The sequence below is a fragment of the Pseudarthrobacter sp. 1G09 genome, assembly GCF_050038305.1.
In the GTDB taxonomy this organism is placed as follows: domain Bacteria; phylum Actinomycetota; class Actinomycetes; order Actinomycetales; family Micrococcaceae; genus Arthrobacter; species Arthrobacter equi.
On the sequence record NZ_CP188306.1, the window covers coordinates 3630015 to 3652207 of the forward strand.

Genomic DNA, 22193 nt, shown 5'->3' on the forward strand with positions numbered 1-22193 from the left:
CGGGCACAGTGCCCTGGGTATGTGCTTTACGGCCATGTGGTCTCCTTTGGTCATCGTGGCCTCCACGTTGTGGTCATCGCCTGGGCGATGAGTGTCAGCTCCCCGTGCCGCCCCGGCGCCGGCTTGAAAATCGGCTGGAACCGGCCGCGGGTGGTGCTGAATGAAAAAGCGGCTCCGTACCAAAGTAAACGGTTTCTTGACTCCTGTATAGCCCTTTGTTAGTTTTTGAGAAAGCGTTTTCTGTAACGGGCATCACTCAACTGTAGGACACCACCTGAGGGGCAGGACAATGAGGTTTCGTCGGAAGAAGTCAGTAATGGGGGTTGCTGCGGCAACGGCGGTCCTGGCCTTGGCGCTGACGGGCTGCGGCAGCAGTCCACAGGCCGCAAAGGTGGGCACGGCGGAGGATCCCGTGACCATCCGCTTCGCTTGGTGGGGCAACGATTCCCGCGCAAAGACCACCCTTGAAGTCATCAAGGACTTCGAAGCGGCCAACCCCACCATCAAGGTGCAGGGCGAGAACACCGAGTTCAGCTCCTACTGGGACAAGATGGCCACCCAGATTGCCGGCGGCACCACCCCGGATGTCTTTGCCATGAGCGGCTCGTACCCGAGCGAGTACGCGTCCCGTGGAGTGCTGCTCGACCTGGACAAGGTCAAGGACCAGATCGACACGTCGAAGTTTGCCGACGGCACCGTGGAACTGGGCCAGCTCGACGGCAAGCAGTACACCATCACGGCAGGCGTGAACGCGATGTCCATGGTCCTGGATCCCACGGTGTTCGAAGCCGCGGGCGTACCGCTGCCGGACGACGAGACCTGGACCTGGGACGACTACGTCGATATTGCTGCCAAGATCAGCAAGAAGTCGCCGGCCGGCACGTTCGGCACCACGCCGATGTCCAACGATTCGTTCGTTGCCGTGTGGGCCCGCCAGAGCGGCGAAGAGCTGTACACGGACGACGGCAGGAAGATGGGCATCAGCGAGGGCACCCTCGCCAAGTGGTTCGAGTTCAACAAGAAGCTCATGGAAACAGGCGGCGCACCTTCCGCTTCGCAAACCGTCGAAGACGGCTCCGCCCAGCCGGAACTGACGCTCATGGGCCAGGGCAAGCAGGCCATGAAAGTCTCATGGAGCAACCAGATGACCTCATATTCGGGTGCTCCACTGACCATGGTGAAGCTCCCCGGCGAGAGCAAGCAGCCGGGCACCTGGCTGCGTTCCTCCATGGAATACGCCATCTCGGCCAAGTCGGCCCAGTCCAAGGAAGCTGCGCTCTTCATCAACTACCTGGTGAACAACATGGACGCCGCCAGCAAGATCAAGAGCGACCGCGGCATGCCCGCCAACACCGAACTGAAGGCCGGCATCACTCCCCTACTGAAGGAAACCCAGCAGAAGGAGGCCGCTTACCTGGACCGAGTTGCCGAGCTGAACGTTCAGCCGCCCAAGCCGTTCCCGGCAGGTTCCTCTTCCACGCTGGAAGTTTTGAACCGATACAACACCGATGTACTCTTCGGAAAGATTTCACCGCAGGATGCGGCGAAGGGCGTCATCAGCGAGGTCAACTCGAACCTGGGCTAAGCCCGGTACCGGCCGCGGTCAGCCCGACCGGGGCCGGTTCTTCTTCACCCCACGGCATTTCAGCAGACAGGAGGCAGGCCAGTGGCAGCCGATACAAAGGAATCCAGGCCCAGCGCCATCGGCGGCTATGAGGACTGGCCCGCCTATGTCCGCGATCATCCGCGGTACACCGCCGCCACCCCTGCCGCGCAGGGCCTCGCCGACGCACTTGGCGTCCCCGGCGCTTCCGGCCGGCCGGACGTCACGGTGCACTGGGAGATAACGCACGACGACGTCACCACCTCCCAGCTCAGCTGGCAGTTGGGCTTCGGCCCGCGGACCACGGGCTGGCTTGCGCGTCCGGCCGGAAGTACGGAAACCCTGCCCGGCGTCCTTGCCCTGCACTGCCACGGCGGCAACAAGTTCGGCGGGGCGGACCGGCTGGTGGACCTTCCTGACAGCCACCCGTCCGCTGCCGCCGCCCGCGCAGGCCACTACGACGGCCGGGCCCTTGCCTCCGAAACCGCCCGCCAGGGCTTCGCCGTGCTGGCCCATGATTCCTTCGCCTGGGGCAGCCGCCGATTCGACCTTTCAACGCCCCCGTGGCGCACCTCCTCCGCGCTGGAGGCGAGGCGGGCACAATGGCGGCAGGACGGCGTCGTACCCTCCGAAGCGGACCACTACAACGCGGCCGCCGGGTTCCACGAGGAAACCGTGGCTAAGACCGCCGGACTGCTGGGCACAAGCCTGGCCGGCATGGTGGCCCACGACGACCTTGCGGCGCTGGAAATCCTCGCCCACCTGCCCCGCGTCGATGCGGACCGTCTGGGCTGCGTAGGCTTCTCCGGCGGCGGCGGCCGGTCCCTGGCCCTCGCCGCCCTAAGTCCCCGCATCCGCGCCTCAGTGGTGACCTGCATGATGACCACCTTCGAATCCCTGCTGCCCGCCTACCTGGACGCCCACTCCTGGCTCCTGCAGACTCCGGGCCTGTGGAAGCTGGGCGACTGGCCGGAACTCACGGGCCGCTCCGCCGCCCGGTTCCTGGTGCAATACGCCCTGGCCGACGAACTCTTCCCGGAGGACGGCATGCGCCAGGCCCACCGAACCCTGGAGGCCCTGAACGGCGGCGGCCGCTACACCGGAAGTTTCTGGCCCGGCGGGCACGTCTTCACTGCGGCCATGCAGGATGAAGCCATCGGATTCCTGGCCGCGTCCCTTGCCCTTGCAGCGTCACCCGCCTCCTGACCACCCCAACCCCAGAAGGACCCTTTGATGATTTCGCACTCCGCCACCGCGGAACCGGGCAGCCGCCCCGAGGACCGTGCCGCTGCCGGCACCGCTGTCCCCCGCATTGCACTGGTGGGCGTCCACGGCTTCGGCGAGCGCCACCTCGCGAACCTGGCCCGGCTGGAGGAGACAGGGGCGCTGGAGCTCGTGGCCGTTGCCGATCCCAACCCGCCGGCGCCCGGCCGGCTCAAGGACACGGTGGCCGTCTTCCCGGACCTCAACAGCCTCCTTGCAGCCCAGACAACTGCCGAAGTGCGCGCGGACATCGTTATCCTCGCCACCCCCATCCAGACCCACGCGCCGCTGGCCACCGCCGCCCTGGCCGCCGGGCTGGATGTGTACGTGGAGAAGCCTCCCGTGGCGTCCATGGCCCAGTTCACCGACGTTCTGGCTGCGGCAGAGTCCTCGGGCCGGCTCATCCAGGTGGGCTTCCAGAGCCTGGGGTCGCATGCCCTGCCGGCCATCAGGAACCTCGTGGAGTCCGGCGGGATCGGCGAGGTGCTGGGCCTCAGCGCCAGCGGCCAGTGGGTGCGGACCAAGGCCTACTTCAAGCGTTCCCGGTGGGCCGGCAAGCGCAGCCTGGACGGCATCGACGTGGTGGACGGTGTAGCCACCAACGCTCTGGCCCACGCCGTAGCCACCGCCCTGCACATGGCCGGGGCGCACACACTGGCCGATGTGGCCTCCGTGGAAACAGACCTCTACCGGGCGCATGACACCGAGAGCGACGACACGTCGGTGATCCGGGTCCGGACCGCCCACGGCACCACACTGCTGTGCACCCTGACGCTGTGCGCTCCTGAGCAGGTGAACCCGTCCGTCACCGTCCACGGCACCCGCGGCGAGATCACGTTCTTCTACACCGAGGACGAGGTGGTGGTCAGCACGCCTGACGGCGAGCGCCGGGAGAAGTACGGCCGCACCGACCTGCTGGAAAACCTGCTCGAGGCCCGCTCCACCGGAGCCCCGCTCCTGTCCGCGGTGGCGGACACGGGCGCCTTCACCTCGGTCCTCGAAGCCATCCGCACATCGCCGGCGCCCGAGCCGATTGATTCCGCGCACATCACCTGGGAGGGCGAGGGCGACGACGCCCACCCCGTGGTGCACGGCGTCGTGGACCTCTTCGACCGCGCCGCCAAGGCCCAGGCCACCTTCGCCGAACTCGGCGTTCCCTGGGCGCGGCAGCTTCCGCCCGTCCGGACGCTGACGGTGGACGGGCACCCCGTGGCCGACTATCAGGACGGCAGCAACATCCGCGCCGTCTCCTCACCGCGCCCCTACCTGCACCCCGTCCGCACCCTGGCCGGGACCGTGGTCACGGACCACCAGCCGCTGGACCACGTGTGGCACCTCGGCGCCGGCGTGGCCCTGCAGGATGTGGACGGCGTCAACTTCTGGGGTGGCCGCACCTACACCCGTAAAGCCGGGCAGTACGTTTGGCGGCCAGACCACGGCAGCATCGCCGTCACTGCAACGGACGCCGGGCATCAGGGCCGGCTTGAGGAACAACTGACCTGGACCGGGCCCGACGGCGGCCCGATCCTCAAGGAGGAACGCCGCTGGAGCTGGTCCGGCGTCAGCGCGTCGGCCTGGCGCCTGACCCTCGAGTTCGCCCTCTCTCCTGCCGGCGACCAGCCGGTCAGCCTGGGCAGCCCGGGTTCCAACGGCCGCTTCGAGGGCGGGTACGGCGGATTCTTCTGGCGGCTCCCGGAATGCGGTGGCGCAAAGGTCTGGTCACCGGCCGGAACCGGTGAAGCAGGCGTCCACGGCACGGTGTCCCGGTGGCTTGCCTGGACGGGAACCTTCGGTGCGGGAACGGACCGGGCCGGCGACGCCACGCTCGTGTTCGTTGCCCCGGAATCCTCCACCGATCCCTGGTTCGTCCGGGTGGATGGCTACCCCGGAGTGGGCCAGTCCCTCGCCTGGGACTCGCCTGTTATCGCAGAACCCGGCAGCCCCGTGCGCCGGAGCATTTCCGTCTTGGTGGCCGACGGCATCCTGGGCACGAACGACATCGAAGCACTGATCACTCAACAGGGGGACCTCTCATGACCCAGACAACAGCTGCACCGCCGCAGGCTGTCCGCACCGCCCCGGCCTCGGTCCGGGACCGGGCGGTGAAGCGCCGGCGGGTGCTGGACATCCTGGATACATCGGGCAAGGACGCCCTGCTCCTCACCACGCACACCGCCCTGGCCTGGTACCTGGACGGCAGCCGCGTGCACATCAGCCTCGCCGGTGATCCCATCGCCGCGCTGCTGGTGGACCGCTCCGGCGACCACCTGGTGACATTCAACAATGAAGCCGGACGCATCGCGGCAGAGGAACTGCCCGAAGGCGTGGCCCTCCACAGCGTGCCCTGGTACGGGAACCTCCACCAGGCCGCGGCCGACGTCGGAAGCGTCCCCGGCGGATCCCTCCTGGCCGAAGCCGACGCCGCCACCGAATTACGGGCGGCGCGCCAGCAGTTGCTCCCGGCCGAGAGCGCCCGCTACGCCCGGCTGAGCGCCGACGTCGCCGCCATCATGACCGATGTGCTGTCCACTGCACGCCCGGAGACCACGGAGTTCGAGCTGGCGTCGGCGCTGGCAGCCCGGGTGGTTTCCGTGGGCGCTGAGCCCCTGGTACTGCTGTGCAACGGCAGCAGCCGCAGCGGGTTCCGGCACCCGCTGGCCACGCACGCGCCGCTGGGCCGCCGCGCCATGGCGGTCATCTGCGCCCGCCGCGACGGCCTGGTTGCCAACATCACCCGCTGGGCAAGGTTCGACGCCGGAACACCGGAAGAGCGCGACGCCGAGTCCCGGATCGCGGCAGTTGAAGCCGACATTTTCGACGCGACGGTTCCCGGCGCCCGGCTGGACCGCATCTTCGCCGAGATCCAGGCCGCCTACACCCGGCACGGCTTCGGCGCCGACCAGTGGGAGCAGCACCACCAGGGCGGCCCGGCCGGCTACGCAGGCCGCGATCCCCGGGTCACCGCCGCAGCCACGGACACTGTGGTGCCGGGCCAGGCCTTCACATGGAACCCATCCGGCCCGGGCGTCAAGATCGAGGACACCGTGCAGCTCACGGAAAACGGGCTCCAGGTCCTGACCGTCGATCCCCGCTGGCCCGCCACCACCGTGAACGGGCTGGACCGGCCCGCGACGCTGCAGCTGTAGGAAGCACAAAAAATCCCCCGGAACCGAAAGGCTCCGGGGGATTTTTGTTGGTTGGCTACGGAAGCACCAGTTCGCCGTCCACACGGCGCGGAATGCCCAGCGGGTTGTCCTCCCGCAGGGCGGGGTGGAGCACCGTTTCCGGGGCGTCCTGGTAGGCAACGGGCCGCTGGAAGCGGCGGACCGCCGTCGCGCCCACCGAGGTGAACAGTGACGTGGTGGCCGGGTACGGGCCGCCGTGCTGCTGCGCCCAGTTCACGGCAACGCCGGTGGGCCAGCCTTCGAACAGGACCCGGCCGGCGAGACCGGACAACTGCTCCACGAGCTCACCGATCTCCTCGCCGGGCTGGGCGTGGAGTGTGGCGGTCAGGCTGCCGGGCACCTTGGCCAGGACCGCTGACAGTTCCTCCTGGTCCGTGTACTCGATCAGCATGGTGGTGGGGCCGAAGCACTCCTCCAGCAGCTGCTCCGGGCGTTCCAGCACCTTCGCGGCAGTAGTGGAAAAGACCACCGGCGCTGCACCGTTGGCCGCAGCGTCCTGGTCCACGGTGCCGCCCACCACGTCCACGCCGTCCACCGACGCAAAGCTGCGCAGGCCGTCCGGATAGGCCTCGGCGATGCGGCTGGTGAGCATGCCGTGGGCCGGCTTGTCCTTGCTGGCCTCTGCCACGTCCGCGGCAAAGGACGTTCCGGCCGGGATGAACACCAGGCCCGGCTTGGTGCAGAACTGCCCGGCGCCGAGCGTGAACGAACCCGCCAGCCCGGTGGCGAGTTCGCCGGAGCGTTCCTTCAGTGCAGCGGCCGTGATGACCACCGGGTTGAGGCTGCCCAGCTCGCCGTAGAACGGAATGGGCTCCGGGCGGGACGTCGCGAGGTCGAAGAGTGTCCGGCCGCCCGGGATGGAGCCGGTAAAGCCGACGGCCTTGATGGCAGGGTCCTGCACCAGTGCTGTCCCCATTTCCCGGCCGCTGACCAGCGCAAAGAGGCCATCCGGTGCGCCGGCGCCACGGAGTGCGTCAGCGACGATTTCCGCCGTCCGCTCGGACAGCCGCACGTGGCCGGAGTGTGCCTTGACGATGACGGAGCAGCCAACAGCCAGGGCCGAGGCGGTGTCGCCGCCGGCAACGGAGAAGGCGAACGGGAAGTTCGACGCCGAGAACACGGCCACCGGGCCAATGGGCTTCAGGATGCGGCGCAGGTCGGGCTTCGGCGGCGTGGATGACGCGTCCGCGTGGTCGATGATTGCTTCGAGGTAGGAGCCCTCGGTGATGACGCGCGCAAAAAGGCGCAGCTGGCCGGTGGTGCGGGCCACCTCCCCGGTCAGCCGGGCAGTGCCCAGGCTGGTCTCGGAATCGGCGATCTCCACCAGTTCCGCGGCGTTCGCGTCCAGGGCCTCGGCCACCGCATTCAGCCAGCCGGCCCGCTCGGCGTCGGAAGCCGCTGCCGATGTGCGGGCGGCCTCGGTAGCCGCCGCGGTCAGTTCGGACAGGGAAAGCGTTGCAGTTGTCACGTCAGGTACCTGTTCTGTTTATGTACGTTCTTCGTTACAGTGCGTGGTTGCCGTGTGCTCACACAACATCCCGGAAACGGAAGCCCAGTCCGGGCCGGTCCGCCAGGGTCACCCTGCTGTTGCTGAACCGGACCGGCGACGGCCCGTCCAGGATGCCCAGCTGCTCGAAGGACGCCTCTTCAACGTCCTCCACCAGCGTGGGCTCCGCCAGGGTCAGCGCGAGCTGCCCGGACAGCTCCGGCAGCAGGTGCGGCATCACCTTGATGCTGTTGGTCCGTGCCAGCTCCACGATCCGCCGGAACGGGGTGATCCCGCCAACCCGGATGATGTTGGGCTGGATGATGTCCACCGCCTCCGCCTCAATGAAATCGCGGAACCGGTAGATGGTGTGCAGGTTTTCGCCGAGGGCGATGGGCACCGGTGAGTGCTTCCGCAGCCGGCGGTAGGCCCAGAGGTCGTCCGCGCGGAGGGGTTCCTCCAGCCAGTCGAGCCCGTATTCGGAGAGTACCTCCAGTGCCCGGAAGGTGGTGGGCAGTTCCCACCGCTGGTTGGCGTCGATCATGAGCCGGCGGTCCGGTCCCAGGACGGAGCGGACCGCCGCCACGCGCTCAGCATCTTCGCGGAGGTCCGGCTTGCCCACCTTGATCTTCACTGCCTGGTGGCCGGCGGCCACCCAGCGTTCGGTCTGGGCCACCAGTTCGTCCAGGGTGTAGTGCAGGTTCACCCCTGATCCGTAGACCTCGGCGGACTCCTGCCGCTGGCCGATCAGGCCGGTCACCGAGGTGCCGGCGTTGCGCGCCTGCAGGTCCCAGAGGGCAAGGTCGAGTCCGGCCATCGCGATGGTGGTCAGTCCCCCGCCGCCGGCCTCATGCAGCCGTTTCCACACGGCATCCCACACCGTTTCCGGGTTGGCGGGCAGGCCGGTGACGAACGGGGCGATGTCGTAGTCCAGCAGCGCCTTGACCGCCTGCGGGCCAATGGTAGGGGTCCAGGAAAAACCGAGCCCCGCGCCGCCGTCGTCCGTGTGGATCTCCGTAGCGATCACGTGGTTCTCCGGCGCCTCCGCACCCCAGTGCCGGCGGAGCGGGACGGTCAGGAGCCGGGTGGTCAGCCCGGTGATCCGGGGAACGGTGCGGACGGCAACGGCTGCGGGGGCACTCATCAGCCGGCCAGCTCGTAGCCCCTGGCCAGGATGGCCTTGAGCTCCACCAGCTGTTCCTCGGTGGGGTCCACCAGCGGCGGACGGACCGGGCCCACGGGCAGGCCGCCCAGGCGCAGGCCCGCCTTGATCAGCGAGACGCCGAAGCCCGGGGTCTGGTCGCGCAGGCGGACCAAGGGAGCGTAGAAGCCTTCGAGCAGTGCGTTGCGCCGGTCCTCGTCACCGGAGACGTAGGCGTCGTAGTAGGCCTTGGCGATCTCCGGTGCCATGGCGAACGCCGCCGAGGAGTAGAGCGGAATGCCCAGGCCGCGGTACGCGCCCTGTGTGAGCTCGGCGGTGAGCAGGCCGTTGAAGAAGGCGAAGTCCTCGCGTCCGGTGGCCCTGACGGCGGAGACGATCTCCTGCGCCAGGCCCACATCGCCCAGTCCGTCCTTGAAACCGATCACCTTGGGGTTGGCGGCCAGGCGCACCATGGAGGCGGCCGTGAACTTGGCGTTGCCGCGGTGGTAGACGATCACCGGCAGGCTGCTCGCGTCGGCAACAGCCTCAATGTAGGCAACCAGGCCGTCGGTGGGGCCGGTGACCAGGTAGGGCGGCAGGACAAGGAGGGCGTCGGCCCCTGCTTCCTCGGCTGCCTTGGCGGCGGCGAGAGCGTGGCCCAGCGGCCCGCCGGCACCGGCAACCACCGGAACCTTGCCTGCCACAACCTCGACGGCGGCCGTCACCACGGTGCGGACCTCCTCGATGCTGAGGGCGTGGAATTCGCCGGTGCCGCAGGCGGGGAAGACGCCGCCGGGGCCGAACGGGAGCCGTGAAGCTATGTGCTCCTTGAGCAGGTCCACGTCGACGGCGCCTTCGGCCGTGAACGGTGTGACGGGGAAGAAGAGTACGCCGTCGAATTTCATGATGTCTCCTTGGTTCCGCTGCCGGCGGTCACCAGCGCGGAAGTCTCGTCGTTGAGGGTTTGGTGGGACTTGAGTTCAGTGCGCCAGCTGCGCTTGGGCTGCCAGCCCAGCAGTTCCTGCGCCTTGGCGATGGAGAAGGCGGGGCTGGTGCCGGTGAGGCCGCCGCTGATGGCATCGCTGCCGGGCAGGAACCGGGGCATGAGTTCTGCCAAAGGCGCGGTGGCCAGGGCATCGGCTGCGCCCACGAAGAAGGTCTCGCCGTTCGGGATGGACTCCATCCTGTCCAGCAGCAGGTCCAGGAACTCCGCCACATCACGGGCGTCCACGTAGTTGAACAGGGCCGGCGCGGACAATGCGGGATCGGCGAGCCGCTCGGCAAGGGTGTGGCCCTGCTGGGTGGCGGCGCCTTCCCATTCCTCAGGGGAGATCACGAAGCACGGGCGGAACGCCGCGTAACGGATCCTGTCCCCTTGGGCCGCGGCGAACATCTGGACTGTCTGCTCCGCGATGAGCTTGGACAGGGCATAGGCGTTCCACGGCTTGGCCGGCGTGCGTTCATCCAGCGGGAACGACGGCGGGAGCCAACCCGCGGGCGAACCGTAGCCGAGCACCGTGGGGCTGCTGGCGGTGATGATTTTCGGCACGCCCAGCTCCGTCGCGGCGCTGATGACGGCGAAGGCGAGCCGCGTGTTCGTGGCAAAGATGACGTCCTCGGGTGCACTGAAGGGCACGGCGATCGCGGCGAGGTGGATGACGGCGTCGGGCCTGGCATCCCGGAGCAGGCGAAGAGCCTCCCCCGGTGCCAGCAGGTCCGCGGTTGCCTGTTCGACGCCCGCCGGCAGCAGCTCGGCCGGCAGGGCGTCGCGGTCCACCGAGATGACGTGGTGGCCGGCTTCGGCGAGCCCCGCCACCACACTGCGTCCCAGCCGGCCGGAGCCGCCGGTGACAAAGATCCTGCTCATGGTTGTTCCTTAGAGTCCGGTGATCGTGGGTGCGGGCATCAGGGGGCGCGCCGGAGGTCGACGCCGAGGTCCAGGTCCTCGATGCGCACGGGCAGTGCTGATTCGAGCGAACGGTTGCCAGCAATGCCGACGGAGACGGAGCGGAGGCCGTCCAGGTAACCGGAGGGCCGGCCCAGCGGGTCCTCGCCGGGGCCGTTGAAGAGGTCGGAGAGCAGGAGGGCGTCGCCGCCGCCGTGGCCGCCTTCGCCGTTGACGATGGGCACCTCGTACGCAGGCTCCCAGTGGCGCTGGACCACCAGGCGTTCACCGTTGCGGCGGACGGCATCCTCTTCCTCGACAGGTGTGGCACTGGGATCAACAACGGTCTTCTTGTCCGTGCTGTGCAGGACGGCGGCGCGTTCCACCACCTCGAGTTCGGCCCGGCCTTCGGTGCCGTTGACCGCCACGCGGTAGCCCTCCCAGGGGCTGTGGGCGTTCAGGGAGTAGCTCAGGCGGGGACCGCCCTGGTACTCCACCACCAGTGCCAGGTTGTCCTCGATGGTGATGCCGCCGGTGAAGACGTCCTGGTCGCGGCGGTAGCCGTCGTAGTGCTCGTTGTCCAGGAAGAGGGCCTTGAGCCGCTCATCTTCACGCAGGTCGAGGGCGAACGGATCCCGTTCGCCGGCGGGGGTGTCCGCAGCCGGGGTGCCGCGTTCGGGACGGGCGCCGAGTCCCCGTTCAGCCGCGTTCGTGTCACCGTAGAACTTCAGGCCGCCGGACGCGAAGACGCGCTCGGGGACGTCGTCGATCCACCAGTTGACCAGGTCGAAGTGGTGGGAGGCCTTGTGGATGAGCAGGCCGCCCGAGTTCTTCTTTTCCCGGTGCCAGCGGCGGAAGTAGTCGGCGCCGTGGACGGTGTCCAGGACCCAGCTGAAGTCAATGGAGGTGACCTTGCCGATCACACCGCTCTGGATGATTTCCTTGAGGGCGCTGTTCCGGGGCGAGTAGCGGTAGTTAAAGGTGACCACCACGTTGCGGCCGGTCTCCTGCACAGCCTGGGTGATCCGGCGGCAGCCTTCGGCGTCGATGGTGAGCGGCTTTTCGACGACGACGTCGGCGCCGGCGCGCAACCCCTCCACAATGAAGTCTGCGTGCGTGTAGTCCGGCGTGGTGACCACGACGCGGTCAATGTTGTTGGCCTGGACGAACGCCGTCAGGTCCTTGGGGTCGAACGAGGCGATGGGCCCCGGGGCGCCGAGTTCCTGGATCAGCTTCTGGTAGAACTCCACCCGGCCGGGGTTGACGTCGGAGAAGGCCACGAGCTCCGCGGTGTCGGCGTGCTTGCCGAAGATGGCGCGGATGTACATCTCGGAGCGTCCGCCGGTACCGATCAGGGCGAAGCGGGCCTTGCCGCCGTTTCCGGGGTGGGCTCCGGTGGCCACTGCTGGACTCGATTCGGCTGTGTTGACCATGGGGTCCCTTTCAAAGACTGGTGCCCGGCTTGTTGGGTGATCCGGGGAGGTGGCGCCGGCGCACTGCAGCACCGTTGAGAAAGCGTTTTCTCGATTCGCTATATGATTTGTATCAACAGCACCCTGCTTCCGTCAACCATTATGGGCGCTGGGAGAAAGCGTTTTCTATCCCCGGTACGTCCAGGGGTTCACGGAAAAGCGGGAAAAGCGTGGGAAAACACGGGAAAACAATAGAAATCGCTTTCCCATCGCGTTATATGCTGTCTCTCAACACACCGCCATCAGGCGGCCGGAAGCTGCTGCAGCGCTGGCAATCCGGCCCGGGACCCGAAGTCCGTGGCGCTAGGAAAGGTTCCCTATGGTCAGGAAATCGGCAACGGGCCGAATCGGCATCGCGGATGTCGCCGTGAAGGCGGGCGTCTCGCACGCCACGGTTTCCCGCGTCATGAACGGTAACTACACGGTGGATCCGGAGATCGCATCCCGCGTCCGCGCGGCGGCGGCCGAGCTGAAGTACCAGCCCAACCCCGTCGGGCGCAGCCTGGCGCTGGGCAAAACGGACACCATCGGAATTGTGGTGCCGGACCTGGCCAACCCCACCTTCCAGGCGATCCTGCGCGGGCTGAGCCGCGCCGCTGCCCAGGATGGCTACCGCGTTTTGATCGCCGACTCCTTCGAGGTCTCCAGCGAGGAGGCCATCCTCGCCGGTGAGGCACGCCGCCGCTGTGACGGCCTCGTCCTGTGCGCACCCCGCATGACGGATGCCGAGCTGGAAGAGATCGCGCCGTCCCTGCACCCGCTCGTGCTGATCAACCGCACCACCGCCACCACTGGCGTGCCCAGCCTGGTGGTGGACTACGGGCAGGGCGTCCAGGACCTCGCCGAACACCTGGTGGAGCTGGGCCACACCAGGCTGGCGTTCCTGGCAGGGCCGCCGCGGAGTGCCTCCAACGGCATGCGCCTGCAGGGCCTGGAAACGTTCAAGGCGGCCCACCCCCACGTGGACGTCACCATGCTGGAAGGCGGCTCGGACTTCGATACCGGCCACGAGGCCGTGGATGCGGTCCTGGAATCAGGCGCCACGGGCATCCTGGCCTTCAACGACCTGGTGGCCATGGGGCTCATGAGCGGCCTGCATGAACGCGGCATCAACGTCCCGGGCGACATGTCAGTCACCGGCTTCGATGACATTCCTTTTGCCAAGTACACGACGCCGGCCCTCACCACCGCGGCTGTGCCCATCACCGAGCTGGGCGAGCAGGCCTGGCGCCAACTCCGGGCCCTCATCCGCAAAGAGGAGAACGACGCCCCGGGCAGCAGGTACCAGCCGCGGCTTGAGGTGCGTTCGAGCAGCGGCCCCGCCAGGGCAGCGCGGACCGCTGTCCACGGCTGAGCGGGGTCAGCGGCCCGGGGCCAGCCCGGCTTCCTGGTAGAACCCCTCGATATGGGCAGCAACCAGCCGTGCCGCGGTCCCGCCGTCGCCCGCCCTGATGGCGGCAAGGATGTCCCGGTGCTCCGTGCGCAGCCGGCATGACATGGCTTCCCAGTCCGGCAGGTTGGCGGTGAGATCAGCCGCGTAACCCTGGATCGATTCCCGCAGCGAACCCATCATGGCGCTGACCACCGCATTTCCCGCTGCATCGGCAAGCGCCAGGTGGAACCGCACGTCGAGGGCCAGGAAGTCGCTGGCGGGGAGGCTTTCCGCCGCCATGGCCTCCAGCAGCGCCGCAGCCTCGTCCAGCGCCGGCGCGTCCGGGACCGCTTTGGCAGCTGCCCAGGACTCCAGCAGCACGCGGGTCTCCACGATGTCCGCCACCGGCAGGTGCCGGGTTGCCACATGCAGCCGCAGCGCGGAGCCGAGGGCCGCGGCGGGGTCCGAAATCACCACCGTGCCTGCCTCCGGCCCCGATCCCACGCCGGCCCGCACCACTCCCATGGCTTCCAGGACCCGGATGGCTTCACGCACCGACGTCCGCGAGACCTTCAACTGCTCGGCGAGGCTGCGCTCGGCAGGCAGCCTGCCGCCCACGGCCAGCCTGCCGGCTGAGAGTTCGTTCTCGATCCAGTGCAGGACCAACTGGTGGGTGCGCATGGATGAATAGTACTTGATGTGGTTGGACCACAGCGTCTAGAGTGTGGTTAGACCACAGGAGGACGCCATGACCCACACCATCCAGCCCAACAACCCGGAGGCCACCCCAGCGCCGGATGCCACAGACATTCCCGCGGCCAAGGCACCTGCCGGGGCTCCGGCGTCGTCCGCCCCTGCCGGTTCCACCGCCGCTGCCCTGCCTGCGGCGCTGCGCCGCCGCGTCCCCAAGTACTCGGACCTGGCCCCGCTCATGCAGTTCAAGAAGCCGGACTTCAGCAGGAACGCGCGGCTCAAGCGGGCCAGCACCATCTGGGAGCTCCGGGACATCGCCAAGCGCCGCACCCCGCAGGCGCCGTTCGACTACACCGACGGCGCGGCCGAAGGGGAAATCACCCTCCGCCGCGCGCGCCAGGCTTTCCTGGACATCGAATTCCGGCCGGGCATCCTGCGGAACGTGTCCGCCATCGACCTCAGCACGGACATCCTGGGCAAGCCCTCCCGCCTTCCGATGGGCATCGCGCCCACCGGCTTCACGCGGATGATGCAGTCCGAGGGTGAGTACGCCGGTTCCCAGGCGGCCGAGGCTGCGGGCATCCCCTACACGCTGTCCACCATGGGCACGGCTTCCATCGAGGACGTGGCCGCTGCAGCGCCGAACGGCCGCAACTGGTTCCAGCTCTACCTGTGGACGGACCGGGACCGGTCACTGGAACTCATCGAACGGGCCGCGAAGGCCGGCAATGACACCCTCATGGTCACCGTGGACACCGCAGTGGCCGGGGCCCGCCTGCGGGACGTCCGCAACGGCATGACCATCCCGCCGGCGTTGACCCTCAAGACCGTCCTGGATGCCTCGTACCGTCCCGCCTGGTGGTTCAACTTCCTCACGCATGAGCCGCTGACCTTCGCCTCACTCTCCCGCTACACCGGCACCGTGGCAGACCTCATCAACTCCATGTTCGACCCCACGCTCACGTTCGAGGACCTCGACTGGCTCAGGGAAACCTGGAAGGGCAAGCTGGTGGTCAAGGGCATCCAGACGGTGGAGGACGCCCGCCGCGTGGTGGACCACGGCGCCGACGGGGTGGTCCTGTCCAACCACGGCGGCCGCCAACTGGACCGGGCACCGATCCCCTTCCACCTGCTCCCTGAAGTCCGGCAGGCCTTCACCGCGGACAACACTGACGCCGCCATCATGCTGGACACGGGAATCATGAGCGGCGCGGACATTGTCGCGGCGCTGGCCCTGGGCGCCGATTTCACGCTGATCGGCCGGGCCTACCTCTACGGCCTGATGGCCGGCGGCCGGGCCGGGGTGGACCGCACGCTGCAGATCCTGGAAAAGGACATGGCCCGCACCATGGCGCTGCTCGGCGTCAGCCGGATCGCCGACCTGACGCCGGAGCACGTCCGCCTGCTCGGGAAGTAGGCCTTACTTCTTGCGCCCGAACTTCGGCAGGTTGGGCAGGTTGGCCAGCAGGTCGGCAGCCCGGGTGGCGGCACGCCCCACCGACCTGCCGATCTGCTGCGGAACACTGTCGTCGCTGAGCGGTGCCGAGGTGCCGCCCGGAATAACGACGGCGGGACTCAGTTCAGCGCCGTCCCGCACCAGGACATCGGCGGACACAGCGCCGGCGGGAACCGCTTCGGGCGTCTGCTCAACGACGGCAGCTGGTTTGGCAGCTGCCGGTTCGGCGGCGGATTCGGCCGGAACAGATTTAGCCGGGGCAGATTCAGCGGCGGCAGGTTCCGGGGCAGCAGTGGCCGCGGCCGGCTTCTGTGCGGCGGAGCCGGCGGGCTTCGTGCCGGCTGTAGCTTCGGTCGCGGTAGCGGCGTCAGGCACCGTGGCGAGAGCGCCGACGTCGAACATCCCAAGCCAGCTGGCCACGCCCTCAAGGGGCTTCCGGTTCAGCGCGTAGTAGCGTTTTTGGCCCTGCGCGCGCATGCTCACCAGCTGCGCCTCGCGGAGGACTTTCAGGTGCTTGGAAATGGTGGGCTGGCTTGCTGCCAGTTCCTCCACCAGTTCACCCACAGCTTTGTCCCCGTGGCACAGCGCAACCAGGATGTCCCTCCGGGTTGATTCCGCAATGACGGCAAATACGTCGTCTGTCACCATGCCTCCCACCCTAACGACATATACGCCGAAAGGCATCAACTATTTCGGGGTCTTCAGGGAATGGGACGGAGCCCACGTCAGTCGAACCAGGGGTCCAGACCATGCAGTGGGAAAACGGCCTTGCGGGTGGCCATGACGGTGCGGTCCACGGCGTCGTTGGGGTCGAACCCGACCTCCCAGGAGCGCCACCACAGCTCGACATCGTCGCCCATCAGTTCCGGCGCCGTGGCACCGTATTTGGTTTCGACGTAGTCGCGCCAGTCCTGCGGCACCGGGGTGCGGAGGGGCACCGGCCGGCCCGCCGCGATGGCCACCAGGTGGCTCCAGGCGCGGGGCACCACGTCCACCACGTTGTATCCGCCGCCGCCGGTGGCGATCCACCGTCCGCCACAGAATTGCGCGGCAAGGTTCCCGACGGCGGACGCGGCCTCACGCTGGCCGTCCACGCTGAGGTTGAGGTGGGTCAGCGGATCCGTCCGGTGCGAATCGCAGCCGTGCTGGCTGACAATCACCTCCGGCCCGAAGGCGGCCACCACCTGGGGAACCACCGCATAAAACGCCCGCAGCCATCCCGCATCCCCGGTTCCCGAGGGCAGAGCCACGTTTACTGCCGTCCCCTCGGCCTCCGGGCCGCCAATCTCGTTGGCGAAGCCTGTACCGGGGAAGAGGGTCATTCCCGATTCGTGCAGCGAGAGTGTCAGCACGCGGGGATCGTTCCAGAAGATGCTTTCCGTTCCGTCGCCGTGGTGGGCATCGACGTCGATGTACGCCACCTTGCGGACGCCGCCGTCGAGCAGCTTCTGCACCGCCAGTGCGGCGTCGTTGTAGATGCAGAAGCCGCTGGCCCTGTCCCGGGCGGCGTGGTGCATGCCTCCACCGAAGTTGACGGCGTGCACGGCCGAGCCGTCAAGGATCCGGGAGGCCGCCAGCAGCGAGCCGCCAGCCAGCCGGGCGGCGGCCTCATGCATGCCGGCAAATGCGGGGTCGTCCTCGGTGCCCAGTCCCCTCGATTCGTCAGGCGTGGACGGATCGGCGCTGACCTTCCGCACCGCTGCCACGTAGTCAGCCGAGTGGACTGCTTCGAGTTCGCTGTCCGTTGCCACGCCCGGCGCTTCCACCGCCACATGATCCAGGTCGAACAGGCCCAGGCTTGCCGCCAGGCGCGCGGTGAGCTCCATCCGCGCGGGCGCCATGGGGTGCCCGTGGCCAAAGTTGTACGCCGTCATGTCAGCGCCCCATACGACCATCGTTGGCGGCGCGGGCTGGCGGAGGCCGGGCAGGTATGTCATCAATCACAGGCTACCTGAGCACAGCACCCTGCCGGCCCGGCCATGACGCGGCCTTTAGTGGTTTACTACTGGGGGAAGCAGATTCGACCGAGGAAAAGCCACACATGACGCAAAGCCAGTCGAGGCCCCGGACCCCGGCCAGCTGGCACCCCCCAGCGCAGGAGCGGGAGGGCCTCTGGATCTTTACCCGGTTGCGCGACTTCATCGACGACATCGCCAACACCTCCCCCGCCCGGCTCGCGCTCAGCGCATTCGCCGGGGTGTGCCTGGTGTTCACCTTCCTGCTGTCCCTTCCGGTGTCTTCCGCCTCCGGCACGGCCACACCGCCGCACCAGGCCCTGTTCACGGCCGTCTCGGCGGTCTGCGTCACCGGGCTGACCGTAGTGTCCACCGCAGTCCACTGGTCCTTCTTCGGACAGCTGGTAATCCTGGTGGGCGTCTTCATCGGTGGTTTGGGCACCCTCACCCTGGCCTCGCTCCTGGCGCTTATGGTCAGCAAGCGGCTGGGCGTGCGCGGCAAGATCATCGCCGCAGAGTCCATGAACAACGCCGGGCGCCTGGGCGAGGTGGGAACACTGCTCCGCATCGTCATCACCACGTCGGTGGCCATCGAAGGCATCCTGGCCCTGACCCTGGTCCCCCGCTTCCTCACCCTCGGCGAGCCCTTCTGGCAGTCCGTCTGGCACGGCATCTTCTATGCCATTTCAGCGTTCAACAACGCCGGCTTCACCCCGCACTCGGACGGCATCGTGCCCTACGAGACGGACTTGTGGATCCTGATTCCCCTCATGGCGGGCGTCTTCCTGGGCAGCCTCGGCTTTCCTGTGGTGATGGTCCTGCAGCAAAACGGGCTGAACTGGAAGAAATGGAATCTGCACACCAAGCTCACCATCCAGGTCTCCTTCATCCTCCTGGCCGCCGGAGCATTCCTGTGGGCGCTGATGGAGTGGGACAACGCCCGCACCATCGGGCCCATGGGGTTCGGTGACAAGATCACCCATTCGCTCTTTGCCTCTGTCATGACCCGATCCGGCGGATTCAACCTGGTGGACCAGAACCACATGGAGTCCACCACCAAGCTGCTCACGGACGCGCTGATGTTCGCCGGCGGCGGCTCGGCGTCGACGGCGGGCGGCATCAAGGTGACGACCATCGCCGTCATGTTCCTGGCCATCATTGCCGAGGCCCGAGGTGACGCGGACGTGAAGGTGTACGGCCGGACCATTCCGCAGGGCACCATGCGGGTGGCCATTTCCGTGATTGTTGCCGGTGCCACACTGGTTTCCGTCTCCGCCTTCCTGCTCCTGCAGATCAGCGGCGCGTCCCTGGACCGGGTACTGTTTGAGACGATTTCGGCTTTCGCCACCGTTGGCTTGAGCACCGGGCTCAGCGCCGAGGTGGCGCCCGAGGGTGTCTACGTCCTCACCGCGCTCATGTTCGCCGGCCGCGTGGGCACCGTGACCCTCGCCGCTGCCCTGGCCCTGCGCCAGCGCAGCCAGCTGTACCACTACCCCGAAGAGAGGCCCATCATTGGCTAGTTCGTCAGAAGCTTCCCGGCGCCCCGCCCACAACGCGCCGGTGCTGGTTATCGGGCTGGGCCGCTTCGGCTCGTCCACGGCCGAGCAGCTGGTCAAGCAGGGCCGCGAGGTCCTCGCGATCGAGCGGGACCGGAGCCTGGTGCAGAAGTGGGCCCCGCTGTTGACCCATGTGGTGGAGGCGGACGCCACCAACATCGACGCCCTGCGCCAGCTCGGTGCGCAGGAGTTCAGCTCGGCAGTGGTGGGCGTGGGCACCTCCATCGAGTCCTCGGTGCTGATCACGGTGAACCTGGTGGACCTTGGTATTGAGCACCTGTGGGTGAAGGCCATTACGCCGTCCCACGGCAAGATCCTGACCCGGATCGGCGCCAACCACGTGATCTATCCGGAAGCGGACGCCGGCGTCCGGGCGGCGCACCTGGTGTCCGGACGCATGCTCGACTTCATCGAATTCGATGACGACTTCGCCATCGTCAAGATGTACCCGCCGCGCGAAACGGTGGGCTTCACGCTGGATGAGTCGAAGGTGCGCTCAAAGTACGGCGTGACAATCGTCGGGGTGAAGTCCCCGGGCGAGGACTTCACCTACGCCCGCCCGGAGACCAAGGTTTCCTCCCGCGACATGCTGATCGTCTCAGGCCACGTGGACCTGCTGGAGCGGTTCGCGGCCCGCCCTTAGCCGAGCTGCTTGGTGATTTCCGCCGCCCGGTCCGCTGCTGCCCGCGCGCCGGCCGCGATGATGGACGGAATGCCCTGTTCATCGAAGGTGGCAATGGCGCGTTCGGTGGTGCCGTTGGGGCTGGTTACTGACTTGCGCAGCGCCGACGGATCCGCGCCGGGCTCTGCCAGCATGAAACCGGCGCCCGCCACGGTCTCCCGTGCCAGCAGCACTGCGAGATCGCGGTCCAGGCCCAGCTCCTCCCCTGCCGAGGCCATGGCCTCAGCCAGGTAGAAGGCGTAGGCGGGGCCGGAGCCGCTAATGGCCGAGAGAGCATCCACCTGTTCCTCGGGCACTTCGACGACGGTCCCCGCACCTTGGAAGAGGTCCTTCACCTGCTGGAGCTGGCCGGGTGTGCAGTTGGTGCCGGGCGAGACGGAGATGACGCCGCGGCCCAGTTTCGCCGGGGTGTTGGGCATGGTCCGGATGACGGGCTGCCCGGCCGGGAGTGCGGCTTCAAGCTGGGCGATGGAGACGGCTGCGGCGACGCTGACCACGATCGTGTCCGGGGTGAGCGCGGGGCTGATCTCCCGGGCCAGGTCCGCAATGCCCACCGGCTTGACGCCAAGGATCACGACGGCGGACCCCTTCGCGGCCTGCCGGTTGTTGTCCGGTTCCTCTTCGCCGGCGATCGCGGTGATGCCGTGGTACCGCTCGGCCAGTTCAGCGGCACGCTCGGCCCGGCGGACTGTTGCCACGATGTCTGCCGGGTTGGTGCCGGCTTCCACCAGGCCGCCGAGGATGGCTTCGTTCATGGACCCACAGCCAAGGAATGCGATTCGGTTGCTCATGGCTCCATCATTGCAGGCCGCCCCCATTCACAGGCAACTCCCATGTTCAGTGCAGGGGGCGCACAACTTGCGGTCCTAATGTAGTTATTACCTCATTGAGGGTGCGAGTGATGCGGCAGGCATGGGGATGCCTGCCAGGGCACCGGCGGTGGCAACAGGTTTTCCCCCATTTTCCTGTTGCCACCCCGGTGCTTCCGCTTTTAACCGGTTCTGTTAGAACGTGGCTGCACGGCCGGCGGCGCGGCAATGTGCGGAGCAGGCTCCAGCGGCCCGTCGAACACCAGCTGGTCCAGCCGGCGCAGAATGAGGCCCTCACGCAGGGCCCACGGGCAGATCCGGAGCTTCTTGAACTTGAACAGCTCCAGGGCGGCCTCCGCCACCAGCGCACCGGCCAGGAGCTGGTGGGCCCGCGCCTCGGAGACACCGGGCAGGTGCAGCCGGTCCTCGGCCTTCATGGCGGAAATGCGCTGCGCCCAGACGCCGAGGTCCGTAGCGTTCAGTTCCCGTTTGACGTAGGGGCCGGCCGCGCTGGGCGCTGCACCGGCAATGCGGGCCAGTGAGCGGAAGGTCTTGGACGTTCCGGCCACCAGGTTGGCCCTGCCCAGGCCGTCGAACTCGCGGACGGCAGGCTTCAGCGTTGACTGGATGTACCGCCGCAGTTCCTTGACGCTCCTGGCCGAGGGCGGGTCCTCTGCCAGCCAGTCCCGGGTGAGCCTGCTGGCTCCCAGCGGTACCGAAGTTGCGACTTCGGGGAGCTCGTCCTGGCCGAACGCCATTTCGAACGAGCCGCCGCCGATGTCAAGGTTCAGGATGGGGCCCGCGCCCCAGCCGTGCCAGCGCCTGACGGCAAAGAACGTCATGGACGCCTCTTCGCTGCCGGTCAGCTCCTGGAGCGTCACTGTGGTCTCGTGCTTGACGCGCGCCAGGACCTCGGGGCCGTTGGTGGCCTCGCGGATGGCCGAGGTACAGAAGGCCAGGAGGTCCTCGGCCTTATGGCGGGCGGCGAACTCCCAGGCTTCGAGGACGAACTCGGTGAGCTCATGCTGGCCTTCGTCGCTGATGCTGCCGTCCGGTTCCAGGTACTGCACCAGGGACAGCGGCCGTTTGTGCGAGGCGAACGGCAGCGGCCGCGCGCCGGGGTGGGCATCCACCAGCAGGAGGTGGACAGTGTTGGACCCGATATCGAGGACGCCTAGCCGCATGGTGACATTATTGCTCGTCAGCGCGCTTGAAGTCGCGCTTGATGTTTGCCACGCCTTCAGGGTTGATCTCGAATCCGTAGGCTGCGCCGGGGTTGATCACAAGGCCCAGTTCCTCGCCGATGTTGGCGATGATGGCCGCGCCCTGGGTTCCCAGCACGTTCGGCGCTGCATCCAGGTACTGCTGGTCCACGCGGGTGGGGTGCGAGAAGACGGCCAGGACGGGGGCGCCCTCGGAGTTGCCCAGGACCAGGGGCTCCACCTGTGAGTCCTCTCCCTCGATGCCGTCGGAGCTGATGATGTAGACCTCGCTGTTCAGGAACGACAGGATGACGTCCACTGGGTTCGCGTCGGGATCATTGCCCGTGGCGAGCTTCTCCTCGAGGTCGTTAAGCGGCGTGGGATCGGCGATTCCGGTCTGTTCAGTCATTCCCCTAGCCGATCACGATACGGT

General features: G+C 67.7%; 19 protein-coding genes. 8 read left to right on the forward strand and 11 right to left on the reverse strand.

The features are described 5' to 3' along the window. Positions 1-316 precede the first annotated feature (316 nt). From ACP3TD_RS16780 to ACP3TD_RS16795, 4 genes are all read left to right on the forward strand, one after another. Positions 317-1585 (forward strand): ABC transporter substrate-binding protein, encoded by a 1269-nt coding sequence (locus ACP3TD_RS16780; protein ID WP_426764107.1) that lies wholly within the window; start codon positions 317-319, stop codon positions 1583-1585. 81 nt (positions 1586-1666) lie between these two features. Then, positions 1667-2809 carry an acetylxylan esterase gene (locus tag ACP3TD_RS16785; protein ID WP_426764108.1) on the forward strand — a complete coding sequence of 381 codons (1143 nt, stop codon included), beginning with the start codon at positions 1667-1669 and terminating at the stop codon, positions 2807-2809. 27 nt (positions 2810-2836) lie between these two features. Beyond that, positions 2837-4903, forward strand: coding sequence for a DUF6807 family protein (locus tag ACP3TD_RS16790; RefSeq protein WP_426764109.1), 2067 nt, complete (start codon positions 2837-2839; stop codon positions 4901-4903). Further along, on the forward strand, positions 4900-6012 hold the full coding sequence (locus ACP3TD_RS16795; RefSeq protein ID WP_426764110.1) for a M24 family metallopeptidase: 1113 nt from the start codon (positions 4900-4902) through the stop codon (positions 6010-6012). The genes ACP3TD_RS16790 and ACP3TD_RS16795 overlap by 4 nt, the downstream gene beginning before the upstream one ends. Positions 6013-6067: 55 nt before the next feature. Here ACP3TD_RS16795 and ACP3TD_RS16800 read toward each other — a convergent pair whose 3' ends face one another. Genes ACP3TD_RS16800 through ACP3TD_RS16820 form a run of 5 tightly spaced genes read right to left on the reverse strand, consistent with a single transcriptional unit; the run spans position 6068 to position 11996 of the window. Then, complete coding sequence (locus ACP3TD_RS16800; RefSeq protein WP_426764111.1) at positions 6068-7519, reverse strand: aldehyde dehydrogenase (NADP(+)); 1452 nt, start codon at positions 7517-7519, stop codon at positions 6068-6070. A 58-nt stretch (positions 7520-7577) separates the two neighbouring features. After that, on the reverse strand, positions 7578-8681 hold the full coding sequence (locus ACP3TD_RS16805) for a mandelate racemase/muconate lactonizing enzyme family protein (protein WP_426764112.1): 1104 nt from the start codon (positions 8679-8681) through the stop codon (positions 7578-7580). Further along, on the reverse strand, positions 8681-9583 hold the full coding sequence (locus ACP3TD_RS16810; protein WP_426764113.1) for a 5-dehydro-4-deoxyglucarate dehydratase: 903 nt from the start codon (positions 9581-9583) through the stop codon (positions 8681-8683). Before ACP3TD_RS16810 ends, ACP3TD_RS16805 begins: the two co-directional genes overlap by 1 nt. Beyond that, positions 9580-10545 carry an NAD-dependent epimerase/dehydratase family protein gene (locus ACP3TD_RS16815; protein WP_426764114.1) on the reverse strand — a complete coding sequence of 322 codons (966 nt, stop codon included), beginning with the start codon at positions 10543-10545 and terminating at the stop codon, positions 9580-9582. The genes ACP3TD_RS16810 and ACP3TD_RS16815 overlap by 4 nt, the downstream gene beginning before the upstream one ends. A 38-nt stretch (positions 10546-10583) precedes the next feature. Beyond that, a complete protein-coding gene (locus ACP3TD_RS16820) occupies positions 10584-11996 on the reverse strand; it encodes a Gfo/Idh/MocA family protein (RefSeq protein WP_426764115.1) in 1413 nt (470 codons plus the stop codon). Positions 11997-12354: 358 nt separating this feature from the next. Between ACP3TD_RS16820 and ACP3TD_RS16825 the strand changes: the two genes are divergently transcribed. After that, positions 12355-13389, forward strand: coding sequence for a LacI family DNA-binding transcriptional regulator (locus ACP3TD_RS16825; RefSeq protein ID WP_426764116.1), 1035 nt, complete (start codon positions 12355-12357; stop codon positions 13387-13389). Positions 13390-13395: 6 nt separating this feature from the next. On the opposite strand, the gene ACP3TD_RS16830 is transcribed toward ACP3TD_RS16825, so the two are convergent. Next, positions 13396-14088 (reverse strand): FadR/GntR family transcriptional regulator, encoded by a 693-nt coding sequence (locus ACP3TD_RS16830; RefSeq protein WP_426764117.1) that lies wholly within the window; start codon positions 14086-14088, stop codon positions 13396-13398. 67 nt (positions 14089-14155) lie between these two features. Here ACP3TD_RS16830 and ACP3TD_RS16835 point away from each other — a divergent pair, with 67 nt between their 5' ends. Beyond that, positions 14156-15517, forward strand: coding sequence for an alpha-hydroxy acid oxidase (locus ACP3TD_RS16835; protein WP_426764118.1), 1362 nt, complete (start codon positions 14156-14158; stop codon positions 15515-15517). Between the two features lie 3 nt (positions 15518-15520). Here ACP3TD_RS16835 and ACP3TD_RS16840 read toward each other — a convergent pair whose 3' ends face one another. Both ACP3TD_RS16840 and ACP3TD_RS16845 read right to left on the reverse strand, forming a co-directional pair. Continuing rightward, positions 15521-16204 carry an ArsR/SmtB family transcription factor gene (locus ACP3TD_RS16840; RefSeq protein WP_426764119.1) on the reverse strand — a complete coding sequence of 228 codons (684 nt, stop codon included), beginning with the start codon at positions 16202-16204 and terminating at the stop codon, positions 15521-15523. A gap of 77 nt (positions 16205-16281) precedes the next feature. Next, positions 16282-17493 (reverse strand): acetoin utilization protein AcuC, encoded by a 1212-nt coding sequence (locus tag ACP3TD_RS16845; RefSeq protein ID WP_426764120.1) that lies wholly within the window; start codon positions 17491-17493, stop codon positions 16282-16284. Positions 17494-17597: 104 nt separating this feature from the next. Here ACP3TD_RS16845 and ACP3TD_RS16850 point away from each other — a divergent pair, with 104 nt between their 5' ends. Both ACP3TD_RS16850 and ACP3TD_RS16855 read left to right on the forward strand, forming a co-directional pair. Further along, a complete protein-coding gene (locus ACP3TD_RS16850) occupies positions 17598-19031 on the forward strand; it encodes a TrkH family potassium uptake protein (protein WP_426764121.1) in 1434 nt (477 codons plus the stop codon). Positions 19032-19071: 40 nt separating this feature from the next. Beyond that, positions 19072-19710 (forward strand): potassium channel family protein, encoded by a 639-nt coding sequence (locus ACP3TD_RS16855; protein WP_171059109.1) that lies wholly within the window; start codon positions 19072-19074, stop codon positions 19708-19710. On the opposite strand, the gene proC is transcribed toward ACP3TD_RS16855, so the two are convergent. The 3 genes from proC to ACP3TD_RS16870 form a co-directional block, all read right to left on the reverse strand. After that, entirely contained in the window at positions 19707-20540 is an 834-nt protein-coding gene (gene proC / locus ACP3TD_RS16860; protein ID WP_426764122.1) for a pyrroline-5-carboxylate reductase, read from the reverse strand. The genes ACP3TD_RS16855 and proC overlap by 4 nt on opposite strands. A gap of 200 nt (positions 20541-20740) precedes the next feature. Then, complete coding sequence (locus tag ACP3TD_RS16865) at positions 20741-21742, reverse strand: Ppx/GppA phosphatase family protein (RefSeq protein ID WP_426764123.1); 1002 nt, start codon at positions 21740-21742, stop codon at positions 20741-20743. Between the two features lie 7 nt (positions 21743-21749). Next, entirely contained in the window at positions 21750-22169 is a 420-nt protein-coding gene (locus ACP3TD_RS16870) for an SseB family protein (protein ID WP_091722920.1), read from the reverse strand. Positions 22170-22193: the final 24 nt, after the last annotated feature.